Origin of the sequence: Acidovorax sp. (genome assembly GCF_046339755.1) — a bacterium.
Classification (GTDB): domain Bacteria; phylum Pseudomonadota; class Gammaproteobacteria; order Burkholderiales; family Burkholderiaceae_C; genus Acidovorax.
Window position 1 is genome coordinate 48,982 of the sequence record NZ_JBKDTZ010000373.1, and the last position, 10,636, is coordinate 59,617.

Genomic DNA, 10,636 nt, shown 5'->3' on the forward strand with positions numbered 1-10,636 from the left:
AACAGTTGATTGCGCCATTTTAACCATGTTCGCCCCCCTGCTGCAGCGCAGCAGCACCGGCGTCGCACGGTGGCAACGTCAGCCCCCGGGGCCCGGCCATGCAAAAAGCCACCCGCAGGTGGCCTCTTGCAGTCTCCTCATCCCTCTTGGCGAGGGATTCCGGATCAGTGGAACTGCTCTTCTTCGGTCGAGCCGGTCAGCGCGGTCACGCTGGACTTGCCGCCCTGGATCACGGTGGTCACTTCGTCGAAGTAACCCGTGCCCACCTCCTGCTGGTGCGACACGAAGCTGTAGCCACGGTCGCGGGCAGCGAATTCTGGCTCCTGCACCTTCTCGACGTATGCCGACATGCCGCGGGCCACATAGTCCTGGGCCAGATCGAACATGTTGTACCACATGGAGTGGATGCCAGCCAGCGTGATGAACTGGTACTTGTAGCCCATGGCGCCCAGCTCGCGCTGGAACTTGGCGATGGTGGCGTCGTCCAGGTTCTTCTTCCAGTTGAACGAAGGCGAGCAGTTGTAGGCCAGCAGCTTGCCGGGGTGCTTGGCGTGCACGGCTTCGGCGAACTTGCGGGCGAACTCCAGGTCCGGCGTGCCGGTTTCGCACCACACCAGGTCGGCGTACTCGGCATAGGCCACGGCGCGCGAGATGGCCTGGTCCATGCCCTTCTTGGTCTTGTAGAAGCCCTCGGCGGTGCGCTCACCGGTCAGGAAGGGCTTGTCGTTCTCGTCGTAGTCGCTGGTCAGAAGGTCGGCGGCTTCGGCATCGGTACGGGCGATCACCAGGGTGGGCACGCCGTACACGTCGGCAGCCATGCGGGCGGCGATCAGCTTCTGGCACGCTTCGGTGGTGGGCACCAGCACCTTGCCGCCCATGTGGCCGCACTTCTTCACGGAAGCCAGTTGGTCTTCGAAGTGCACGCCGCCGGCACCGGCGCGGATCATGGCCTTCATCAGTTCGTAGGCGTTGAGCACGCCGCCGAAACCGGCTTCGGCATCGGCCACGATGGGGGCGTGGTAGTCGATGTAGCCCTTGTCACCGGGGTTGATGCCCTTGGACCACTGGATTTCATCAGCACGGGTGAAGGAGTTGTTAATGCGCTCCACGACCTTTGGCACCGAGTCGACGGGGTACAGCGACTGGTCGGGGTACATGGCCGAATATTCGTTGTTGTCGGCAGCGACCTGCCAGCCCGACAGGTAGATGGCCTTGATGCCGGCCTTCACCTGCTGCATGGCCTGGCCACCGGTCAGCGCGCCCAGGCAGTTCACGTAGGGCTCGTTGTTCACCAGGTCCCACAGCTTCTCGGCACCGCGGCGGGCCAGCGTGTGTTCGACCTGGAAGGAGCCGCGCAGACGCACCACGTCGGCAGCGGTGTAACCGCGCTTGATGCCCTTCCAGCGGGGGTTGGTCGCCCAGTCTTTTTCCAGGGCGGCAATCTGCTGTTCGCGGCTCAGTTGTTCGTTGAAGGATTGGGGCATGGGGTCTACTCCTGAGGTTGGTTGAAAACACCGGGCTGCGTCTGCTGCCCATGGAGAGAACTTTAAGTCTTGTATAAGAGTTGCACAAGCTCTTATGTCTTATATAAGAGATAAATTTTTCCCTTATAAAACAAGACTTTATGCTTCAAATTCCTCAATATGAAAACCATTTTCTCGTATTGAGAGAAATTGCCGCACCGCAACATTCTTGCATTCCACATCGGCAAAAGCAATTTTTGCAATATGAAATAAGGTGCCTCACCCCTGAAGAACCAGGGACCCACACGTTGATCCGACACAAGTGCTTGCGCCCGTTGCGCAAGCCGCGGGGCGCACGCCGCATCAGGCGGGGCTGCCGCCTGCTTGCAGGATCCAGTCTCCGCTGTCGATGCGAGGCGCCGCGGTCAGCCGGTCGGGATTGATCTCGTACACGAGGCAGTCGACGGGGTCTCCATCCACCAGCAATCGGACCTTGCGCTTGAAATACTCGTCGTCAGGCCGCCCATGGATTTCCTCGATCCCGTCCAGGCGCGACTCGAGCCCGGGCTCGATCGCATACACCTCGCCCACGACGGCCCCGCCATCCCCCAGCCCCCGCCCCGGATAGCCCCCCAGGTGGTACAGCTTGCCCTGGATCTGGGCGGGCCCCACGAAGCGTGGGGCGGGAAGCAGCCGCGTGATGTCGTTGGAGCCGCCCCGGCGCAGCGTCCCGTAGACAAAAACACAGCGCGCAGGGCTCGGAGAAGGGATTTCGTCAGGCATCATGCGGGTCCGTTTCTTTTGCAGACCGCCAGTGTAGGCAGCCCTGCCCTCCTTTTGCGCAGCCCGCAAGCCGCTGTGCGCCCCAGCCCCCATGTCCCGCTCCGCCCCGCCCTCCCGCCCCCTGGCCTACCTGTGCCTGGGCCTCAGCATGTCCCTGGTGGGCAGCTATGTCGCCCTGTCCAAGCCTCTCGCCGCGGTGCTGCCGGTGTTTTTGCTCGCCTGGATGCGTTTTGGCATCGGCGGCCTGGCCATGCTGCACTGGCTGAAGAAGCCGGCCGACGAGCCGCCGATGACAGCCCAGACCCGGCGCCTGCTGTTCCTCGAATCCTTCCTCGGCAACTTCCTGTTCACCGCCTGCATGATCTACGGCGTGAGCCTGACCAATGCGGTCACGGCCGGGGTCACCATGGCCAGCATGCCAGCCGCCGTGGCGCTGATGAGCTGGGCCTTTCTGCGCGAGAAGGTGTCACCGCGCACCTGGGTGGCCGTGGGCCTGGCCGTCGCCGGCATTGCCATGTTTGCCATCGCCAGCCGGGGCCATGGGCCCGAACCTGGCGCGACCACCGGCAAGGCCGGCCCGGACTGGCTCGGCCAGGTGCTGCTGTTGGGCGCCGTGGTGTGCGAGGCGGCGTACTCCGTGATCGGCAAGAAGCTCACCGGTGCGCTGGGCCCCCGGCGCATCACCTCCATCATCAACCTCTGGGGTTTTGCCCTGTCGGCGCCACTGGGCCTGTATGCCGCGTGGCACTTCGACTTCGCGGCCGTGGGCTGGGGCACCTGGCTGCTGCTGGTGTTCTATGCGCTGGCCGCGAGCATCTGGACCGTGTGGCTGTGGATGACCGGCCTGCGCGCGGTGCCTGCCGCGCAGGGCGGCGTGTTCACCGTGCTGCTGCCGGTGAGCGCAGCCCTGGTGGGCGTGCTGGTGCTGGGCGAATCGCTCAGCGGCCTGCAGCTCGTGGCCTTTGCCATCGCGCTGGCCAGCGTGCTGCTGGCCACCCTGCCCTCACGCCTGGCCTGGCGGGTCGGAAAAGACGCCTCAGGCCGACAGTGACGCCGCGCTGACCACGATGCCGTCGGCATCGGCATAGAGCCAGTCGCCGGGGCGCACCCACACGCCCTGGATCTGCACCGCCACGTCACGCTGGCCCTCGTCGCGCTTCTCGGTGGGCAGCGGCATCAGCGCCAGGGCGCGGATGCCCACGGCCGCGGCCCGCAGCTCGGCGATGTCGCGCACGCAGCCATCCACCACCACGCCGGCCCAGCCGTTGCGTGCCGCGGCCGCGGCCAGGTTTCCTCCGACCAGGGCCTTGCGCAGCGAGCCGCCGCCGTCCACCACCAGCACGCGGCCGTTGCCGGGCGAATCGACCGCGGCCTTGACCAGGGTGTTGTCCTCGAAGCACTTGACGGTGCTCACCGGCCCGCAAAAGGCCGGCACGCCGCCCAGGTCCTGGAACACCGGGGGCAGCACGCGGAAGGCGCCGCTGTCGTCGCCCTTGTGCGCATCGCAGAAGTCGCAGGTGCTGAATGCCGGAGAGGATGGGGCTGTCATGTTGCATGGACCTTTCGTGCGAAAAATGGGAAGAATGCCGCCTGGGCGGTGATCACCTGCCATTGTCGTGCACAGCCGCCCACGGCCCCGGCCGGGCCCCGCGCAGCGCGCACCCGAATAGACTGCGGGAGCCCGTTCTTCCCCTAGGGAAAGCACCAAAACAGGGAGCTTTACCTTCCCCAGGGCACCCAAGCAACAAATCGAGGCAAAAAAAGCGTTTTCTCCCTTGGAAACGCGTTTTTTTCCCAGTAGCATCGGCCTGCCAGCAGAGAGGCTAGGCTCTCACTGGTCAGACAATCTACTTCCAACAAGGAAAATCCAACATTGCAACTGCAAAAAAGGCTCCGGCAAAAACAGCTCCCGCCGCCAAGGCGCCAGCCACCAAGGCCGCCGCTCCTGCCAAGAAGCGCACGCCCAATGCTGCGTTCATGAAGGCCCTCACCCCCAGCCCCGCCCTGGCGGCTGTGGTCGGCTCGGCACCGCTGCCACGCACGGAGATCATCAGCAAGCTGTGGGTCTACATCAAGGCCAACAACCTGCAGGATGCTGCCAACAAGCGCAACATCAATGCAGACGCCAAGCTCAAGGAGCTGTTCGGCAAGCCCCAGGTGTCGATGTTTGAACTGGCTGGCCTGATCGGCAAGCACGTCAAGTAAGCGCCAAGGCAGTCCTGCCACCGCCCCCACGGAACGCGCCCGCGCTCCTGCAATCAAGCCGGCCCTGTGCCGGCTATTTTGCGTCCTCCTGCCGCTCCCGCCCGGCTGGGACACGGCGCTGCCACATGCCGGCGGTGCAATGGATGGGAACCGAATTGTCGGGTTTCCCCTCTTACGCTGAATGATTTATTGCAAATGCGAAAAATTCGCATTTATAATCACCCATCTTCTACCAGCCAGCCACCACTGCCTGCCGCCATGATCGTCTGTGTTTGCCGCCGGATTTCTGACCGCGAGATCGCCCGCCACGCCCGTGCGGGCATGAGCTTTGATGAAATCCAGTTCGAACTGGGCGTTGCCACGCAATGCGGATGCTGCGAAAGCTGCGCCCGCGACGTGGTGGCCCAATGCAGCGCTACGGGTCCGGTCGCCGCCCTGCACAACGAGGCAGCGCCCCAGACGATCCAGCTTGCCAGCTCCATCATGGAAAGCAGGGCATGGAACTCCTCTCACCACTCGCCGGCAGCCTGATCCTCGTCGCAGGCTCGGCCTGGTGGATCTTCCGCAAATAATCAAGGTCTCACAGGCCTGCGTCGCGCTGCGCAAGCGGCGGCAGCCGCCATCACACTTATGTCTCACCCTGATCGTTTTGCCCCTCCCGGGGGCGTCAGTCGCAATACCGTGATCGTAGGTTCCGTCGTGCTGCTGCATGTGGCGGGGATCTGGGCGCTGCAGTCGGGCCTGCTGCGCCGCGCGGCGGAAGTCATCGTGCCGGCCGAGCTGCTCAGCGAATTCATCGCGCCACCGGCGCCCAAGGTCGAACCGCCGCCGCCCAAGCCGCCGGCGCCGCCGCCACCACGGCCGGCCCCCCAGGTCAAGGCACCGAAACCAGCGCCCATGCCAGTGGCCATTCCCGACCCCACACCGGCCCCCAATGCTCCCACGGGCGTCACCACGCCGCAGCCCCCGGCCCCACCCATCGCCGCACCCGTGGCCGTGGAGGCGCCGCCCCCGGCTCCGCCCGCCCCACCTGCCCCCCCCAAGATCGAGCGGCCGTACCCCGACGCGGCCTTCCCGACCAACCCCCATCCCCGCGACCCCCCCACCAGCCAGCGCAAGGGCGAGCAGGGCAAGGTCATCCTGCGCGTGCTGATCGGTACCGACGGCGCGCCGCAGAAGGTCGAAATCAACAAGTCCAGCGGCTTCGAACGCCTGGACCGCCAGGCCCAGGAAGCCGTCATGCGCTGGCGCTTCGTGCCCGGAAAGCGCAATGGCGTGCCGGAGACCATGTGGAACCTGGTGCCCGTCAATTTTGTTCTCGAATAATCATCAGGAGTTCTCATGGAATCGCAATTCGGCATCGCCAACGTATGGATCCAGGGCGACTTTGTCACCCGCGCAGTGGCCGTCATCCTGCTGGCCATGTCCCTGGCCTCGTGGATCGTCATCATCATCAAGGCCCTGGACATCGTGAAGTTCAAGAAGCACACCCGTGCCGCGCAGGATTTCTGGCACAGCGAGGACTTCGCCGCCGGCCTCTCCAAGCTGGGCAACGACAACACCAACCCCTTTCGCCACCTGGCCCTGGAAGGCCGCGAAGCAACGGCCCACCACCGCAACACCAAGGCCCACCTGCACGACAGCCTGGACGTGAGCGACTGGGTCACGCGCTGCCTGCGCAACTGCATCGACGAGTTCACCGCGCGCCTGCAATCGGGCCTGGCCATCCTGGCCTCGGTCGGCTCCACGGCCCCCTTCATCGGCCTGTTCGGCACCGTCTGGGGCATCTACCACGCGCTGCTGGCCATCGGCACCTCGGGCCAGTCGACCATCGACAAGGTGGCCGGTCCCATCGGCGAAGCGCTGATCATGACCGCCCTGGGCCTGGCCGTGGCCATCCCCGCCGTGCTCGGCTACAACGCCCTGGTACGTGGCAACAAGTCCATCCTGGGCGGCCTCAACAGCTTTGCCCACGACCTGCACGCCTACTTCGTGACCGGTGCCCGCGTGTCCGCCGGCGGCGAACAGGGCAAGGTGCTGCCCATCAAGAAAGGCAGCTGAGCCATGGCCTTCGGAACGCAAGACGAAGCCGATGACGTGATGAACGAGATCAACATGACGCCGCTGGTGGACGTCATGCTGGTGCTGCTCATCATCTTCATCATCACCGTGCCCGTGATGAAGCACTCGGTGAACGTGGACCTGCCCCGGGCCACCAACCAGCCCGAGGACATCAAGCCCGAAACCGTGCGCCTGTCCGTGGCGGCCGACGGCAAGTACTACTGGAACGAGTCGCAGGTGACGGACGAGGAACTCTTCCCGCGCCTGCAGGCCGAGGCTGCCAAGCAGCCCCAGCCGGACCTGCACATCCGCGGCGACAAGGAAGTGCGCTACGAGCGCGTGGCCCAGGCCATGGCCAGCGCCCAGCGCGCCGGCGTGCGCAAGATCGGTTTCGTGACCGACCCGCAATAAGGCGTACCTGCTCCGCAGGCGCCGAGCCGCCTTGCAGCAACAGGCCTTCGGGCCTGTTTTGCTTGGTGGCACAGGCCAAAGATTCCTGCCGATTCCTGCAGAAATCGCTTGACCAGTAATTGCGAATCACTATCATTAGCGTACCGTACACAATAATTCAACGTACCAGGAACCCTCCCATGCAAGCCACCCTGACTGCCGCCACGCTCCTGCGCTCCGCCTCTGCAGACTCCCTGCAGCCGCAGCAGGCCGCTGCAGCGCAGCGCAGCGCCATCTCCGGGGATGGAACGGCCGCCGTGGACAGCAACGACCTGCTGCAAGGCCAGAAGGCCGTGGCCATCAGCCACAACGGAGCGGTGTACCGCCTGCAGGCCACCAAGCTGGGCAAGCTGATCCTCACCAAGTAAGCACATTGATTCACCAGGTTTCATCGTGGGGCGACTCCCGGGCTTCCAGTCCGAAAGGGTCGTTTTTGCCAGCCAACGGGACAGATTGACCCGCGTAGCCAGGCCTTTTTTCCACGGTACCTGCCATCGGGGAGCCTGCCATGGCACTCCCACAGCGCGGCCCCTTCGGGGCCGTTTTCGTTGGTGCGCCGGCGCACCCTCCCCCTGCACGCACACGGGTCCAACCAAAGCCCGGAAGTGGAAGGCTTTCACCCCGCTGTTCCGGCGCGCCTCCCCGGGTCCTGTGTGAAACACTTCTTGACGTTTCTCCCTTTTGCGGACACTGCCAGCCACGCGCCAAGGCATGACGCAAGAGCCGTCTGCCCACCCCGTGCACTGCCAGCCAATGACCCATCCTTCCACCGCCCGGCCAGAGATTTCCAAGGCCCAGTTGCTCCAGGAACTGTCGGCCTTCGCCAAGCCCAGCGACCGCAAGGGCACGATGCTGGTGCTGCGCGACCATGTGCTGTACTGGGCCTTCATCGCCACCGTGCTGCTGGCCGAGCCGATGTGGATCAAGGTCGTGGCCGCGCTGATGGCGGGCTTTCGCCTGTCTTCGTTCTACACCCTGGCGCACGATGCCGCCCACGGCACGCTGGCCCGCTCCAAACGCCTGAACTGGGTGCTGGCCCTCGTGGCCGGTGTGCCCGCCACGCACAACTACCGCATGTGGTCGCACGACCACAACAAGGTGCACCACCCCTACACCAACGGCGACCACTTCGACTACTACACGCCCTACTCCAAGGCCGGCTACGACGCCCTGCCCTGGCACAGGAAGGTGCTGGAGCACATCTACCGCGCCCCCCTGGGCATCGGCCTGTGGCTGTACTTCGCGATCCACTGGTTCCCCACCCGCATCTACCCCAACGTGCGCACGCCCAGGGACCAGGTGCCCGAGTCGCGCAAGTACTCCGCCCTGCTGCTGGCCTACCACGGCAGCTTCGTGGCCCTGCTGCTGTGGGCGCCGGCCTTCGCACCCGTCACGGCCCTGCAGGCGGTGCTGCTGGGCTGGGTGCTGCCGCTGTTCACGCTGATGTTCCTGAGCAGCACCTCGCTGTACATCATGCACACGCACCCGAACATTCCCTGGTTCAAGAGCGACGACCTGCGCCACAACCGCCACAGCCCCGAGGTGTGCTCCGTGGTCTGGTTGCTGCCCGACTGGTTCTCCAAGGTGGTCAACAACGTCTATAACCACGCCGCGCACCATGCGCACGCCGGCATCCCCTCGTACCACCTGCAGGCGGCCCAGAAGCGCATGAACGAGCTCGTGGGCCACAAGCTGGTGATCGAGAAGGCCTCCGTGCGCACCCTGCTCAGGACCATGCGCACCTGCAAGCTCTACGACTACGAGAACCACCAGTGGCTCGATTTCAAGGGCCAGCCCAGCGCCCCGCGCATCGACCTGGAGCAAAAGGGCCTGGTGGCCCTGCGCAATCCGGTGCGCGTGCCGACGGCGATCAACCCGGCCCCGGTGGCATCGCCCACGCCCACGCCCGCGCCCGCGCCCACGGCCAGCGGCCACGCACTTCCCCAGCCGGTGCCGGACGCGCTGGCCTGACAGCATCCCATCAACAAAAAAACCGGCCTCGGCCGGTTTTTTCATGGAAGCATGCCCAGGGCATGCAGCGGGTCACAGACCGATGGCGGCGATGCCGGCGCGCGCGATCTGCGCGTCCTCGGTCGACTTCACACCGCTCACGCCCACGGCGCCCAGGCACTGGCCGTCCTTGAGGATGGCCACGCCGCCTTCGAGCAGGCCGTCGATGGTGGGAGCGCTCAGGAAGGCGGTGCGTCCGCCGTTCACGATGTCCTCATAGACCTTGCTGTCGCGGCGGCCCAGGGCGGCCGTGCGCGCCTTGGACGGGGCGATGTGCGAGGACACGGCGGCCGCGCCGTCCAGGCGCTGCAGCCACAGCAGGTGGCCGCCATCGTCCACGATGGCAATGGTCACGGCCCAACTGTTCTTCAGGGCTTCGGCTTCGGCGGCAGCGGCAATGGCCTTGACGTCGGCCAGTTCGAGTTCGTGCTTGGTTTTCATGGATGCAATGCCAGGTTGGCGGACGCTCGGCAGGCGCGCCCGGAATGGAAACCGGCAGCATAGCGGCTCTCCGCAGGGCTGCAAGCCATGCCCAGGGCGAAAGAATAGTGACCCAGGAGAACACAATTTTCGGGCATTCCCAAGAGACCTGCACCTAAAGTGCAAGGATAAATTGAAATTTTTGATAAAAATGATAATATCGAAAATCATTTGATCACTTACGATGCCGCAGGCCTGGAAGCCGGGCACCCCCATGACGAACCCCGCCCCCTCCCCCGACCGCCATGAACAGGAGCGTCTGCGCCTGCTGCGCCGCACGCGGCTCCTCGATACCGCGCCTACCGAAGATTTCGACCGCATTACCCGCCTGGCCCGCCAGATGTTCGGCATGCCGATCGCACTGATGGCCCTGGTCGACGAAAACCGGCAATGGTTCAAGTCGCGCCAGGGCATGGAGGCCACCCAGACGGATCGCCAGTCGTCCTTTTGTGCCCATGCCATCGCCCAGGGCGAGGTCATGGTGGTGGAAGACGCCCTGCTGGATCCGCGCTTCGCGGCCAACCCGCTGGTGCTCGGCGAGCCCCGCATCCGCTTTTACGCCGGCGCCCCGCTGGTGCTCCCATCCGGCCATGCGCTGGGCAGCCTGTGCGTGATCGACCACCAGCCCCGCAGCTTCGGCGCGCAGGAGCGCGAGCAACTGGCCACCCTGGCAGCGCTGGTGATGAGCCAGATCGAGCTGCACCAGCGCGCCGGCCGCATCAACGAGGTGACGCGCCTGCCCAACCGGGCGCAGATGGCGCTGAACCTTGAGGCCCAGCGCATGCGCACGCCCGGCGAGCGGCGCGGCATGCTGCTCATCGACGTGATGCAGCACCAGCGCCTGCAGGCCGCCGTGCGCGCCGTGGGCATCGCACCGCTGGAAGGCGTGCTGCGCCTGATCGCCGAACGGCTCAAGGACCTGCTCGGGCCCGACTGGCCCATCTACCACGTCTCGGAAACGCGCTTTTGCATCCGCATGCAGGGCGACTCGCGCGAAGCCTGCGAACAGTTCGCGCGCCGCGTCGTCGAGCACCTGGAAACGCCGTTCGCGTGCGGCAGCGTGTCGGTGGAGCTCGAGCTCGTAAGGGGCCAGGTCGATTTCCAGCTCGACCAGAGCCGAGCCAGTGTCGCCCCGCGCAAGGGCCGCCTCGCCGCGCTGGGGGCTGAGGGCCGCGGCTCCAAGC

13 protein-coding genes are annotated in these 10,636 nt (G+C 65.4%); 9 read left to right on the plus strand and 4 right to left on the minus strand.

What is annotated here, in order from left to right; all coding sequences use genetic code 11:
• Nucleotides 1-164: 164 nt before the first annotated feature.
• Nucleotides 165-1,484, minus strand: a complete 1,320-nt coding sequence (gene aceA, locus ACK59X_RS32020; RefSeq protein WP_409963071.1) for an isocitrate lyase — start codon at nt 1,482-1,484, stop codon at nt 165-167.
• Nucleotides 1,485-1,826: 342 nt separating this feature from the next.
• Nucleotides 1,827-2,246 carry a gamma-glutamylcyclotransferase gene (locus tag ACK59X_RS32025; protein ID WP_409963073.1) on the minus strand — a complete coding sequence of 140 codons (420 nt, stop codon included), beginning with the start codon at nt 2,244-2,246 and terminating at the stop codon, nt 1,827-1,829.
• A gap of 91 nt (nt 2,247-2,337) precedes the next feature.
• Between ACK59X_RS32025 and ACK59X_RS32030 the strand changes: the two genes are divergently transcribed.
• Nucleotides 2,338-3,297, plus strand: a complete 960-nt coding sequence (locus tag ACK59X_RS32030; protein ID WP_409963075.1) for a DMT family transporter — start codon at nt 2,338-2,340, stop codon at nt 3,295-3,297.
• Here the strand turns inward: ACK59X_RS32030 and rraA are convergent.
• Nucleotides 3,283-3,795: a ribonuclease E activity regulator RraA gene (gene rraA / locus ACK59X_RS32035; RefSeq protein WP_409963077.1), complete on the minus strand. Its 513-nt coding sequence runs from the start codon at nt 3,793-3,795 to the stop codon at nt 3,283-3,285. The two genes, ACK59X_RS32030 and rraA, sit on opposite strands and share 15 nt — an antisense overlap.
• A 323-nt stretch (nt 3,796-4,118) precedes the next feature.
• Here rraA and ACK59X_RS32040 point away from each other — a divergent pair, with 323 nt between their 5' ends.
• From ACK59X_RS32040 to ACK59X_RS32070, 7 genes are all read left to right on the plus strand, one after another.
• A complete protein-coding gene (locus ACK59X_RS32040) occupies nt 4,119-4,451 on the plus strand; it encodes an SWIB/MDM2 domain-containing protein (protein WP_409963101.1) in 333 nt (110 codons plus the stop codon).
• 258 nt (nt 4,452-4,709) lie between these two features.
• The gene (locus tag ACK59X_RS32045; protein ID WP_409963103.1) at nt 4,710-4,982 is read left to right on the plus strand and encodes a bacterioferritin-associated ferredoxin; all 273 of its coding nucleotides are present in this window, start codon (nt 4,710-4,712) and stop codon (nt 4,980-4,982) included.
• Nucleotides 4,983-5,081: 99 nt separating this feature from the next.
• Nucleotides 5,082-5,777 carry an energy transducer TonB gene (locus tag ACK59X_RS32050; protein ID WP_409963079.1) on the plus strand — a complete coding sequence of 232 codons (696 nt, stop codon included), beginning with the start codon at nt 5,082-5,084 and terminating at the stop codon, nt 5,775-5,777.
• Between the two features lie 15 nt (nt 5,778-5,792).
• Entirely contained in the window at nt 5,793-6,512 is a 720-nt protein-coding gene (locus tag ACK59X_RS32055; RefSeq protein WP_409963081.1) for a MotA/TolQ/ExbB proton channel family protein, read from the plus strand.
• 3 nt (nt 6,513-6,515) lie between these two features.
• On the plus strand, nt 6,516-6,923 hold the full coding sequence (locus ACK59X_RS32060) for an ExbD/TolR family protein (RefSeq protein ID WP_409963083.1): 408 nt from the start codon (nt 6,516-6,518) through the stop codon (nt 6,921-6,923).
• Between the two features lie 179 nt (nt 6,924-7,102).
• Nucleotides 7,103-7,330, plus strand: a complete 228-nt coding sequence (hemP, locus tag ACK59X_RS32065) for a hemin uptake protein HemP (protein ID WP_409963085.1) — start codon at nt 7,103-7,105, stop codon at nt 7,328-7,330.
• A 385-nt stretch (nt 7,331-7,715) separates the two neighbouring features.
• Nucleotides 7,716-8,933: a fatty acid desaturase family protein gene (locus ACK59X_RS32070; RefSeq protein ID WP_409963087.1), complete on the plus strand. Its 1,218-nt coding sequence runs from the start codon at nt 7,716-7,718 to the stop codon at nt 8,931-8,933.
• A gap of 72 nt (nt 8,934-9,005) precedes the next feature.
• Here ACK59X_RS32070 and ACK59X_RS32075 read toward each other — a convergent pair whose 3' ends face one another.
• Complete coding sequence (locus ACK59X_RS32075; protein WP_409963089.1) at nt 9,006-9,413, minus strand: GlcG/HbpS family heme-binding protein; 408 nt, start codon at nt 9,411-9,413, stop codon at nt 9,006-9,008.
• Nucleotides 9,414-9,666: 253 nt separating this feature from the next.
• Here ACK59X_RS32075 and ACK59X_RS32080 point away from each other — a divergent pair.
• Nucleotides 9,667-10,636: GAF domain-containing protein (locus tag ACK59X_RS32080; RefSeq protein WP_409963091.1), on the plus strand; the 970-nt coding region annotated here is incomplete at its 3' end.

What these genes read in the sequence shown, in the direction of transcription:
- ACK59X_RS32060 (WP_409963083.1), top strand. Translation starts at nt 6,516, where the DNA reads ATGGCCTTCGGAACGCAAGACGAAGCCGATGACGTGATGAACGAGATC.
- ACK59X_RS32050 (WP_409963079.1), top strand. Translation starts at nt 5,082, where the DNA reads ATGTCTCACCCTGATCGTTTTGCCCCTCCCGGGGGCGTCAGTCGCAAT.
- ACK59X_RS32055 (WP_409963081.1), top strand. Translation starts at nt 5,793, where the DNA reads ATGGAATCGCAATTCGGCATCGCCAACGTATGGATCCAGGGCGACTTT.
- hemP (WP_409963085.1), top strand. Translation starts at nt 7,103, where the DNA reads ATGCAAGCCACCCTGACTGCCGCCACGCTCCTGCGCTCCGCCTCTGCA.
- aceA (WP_409963071.1), bottom strand. Translation starts at nt 1,484, where the DNA reads ATGCCCCAATCCTTCAACGAACAACTGAGCCGCGAACAGCAGATTGCC.
- ACK59X_RS32030 (WP_409963075.1), top strand. Translation starts at nt 2,338, where the DNA reads ATGTCCCGCTCCGCCCCGCCCTCCCGCCCCCTGGCCTACCTGTGCCTG.
- ACK59X_RS32045 (WP_409963103.1), top strand. Translation starts at nt 4,710, where the DNA reads ATGATCGTCTGTGTTTGCCGCCGGATTTCTGACCGCGAGATCGCCCGC.
- ACK59X_RS32075 (WP_409963089.1), bottom strand. Translation starts at nt 9,413, where the DNA reads ATGAAAACCAAGCACGAACTCGAACTGGCCGACGTCAAGGCCATTGCC.
- ACK59X_RS32070 (WP_409963087.1), top strand. Translation starts at nt 7,716, where the DNA reads ATGACCCATCCTTCCACCGCCCGGCCAGAGATTTCCAAGGCCCAGTTG.
- rraA (WP_409963077.1), bottom strand. Translation starts at nt 3,795, where the DNA reads ATGACAGCCCCATCCTCTCCGGCATTCAGCACCTGCGACTTCTGCGAT.
- ACK59X_RS32025 (WP_409963073.1), bottom strand. Translation starts at nt 2,246, where the DNA reads ATGCCTGACGAAATCCCTTCTCCGAGCCCTGCGCGCTGTGTTTTTGTC.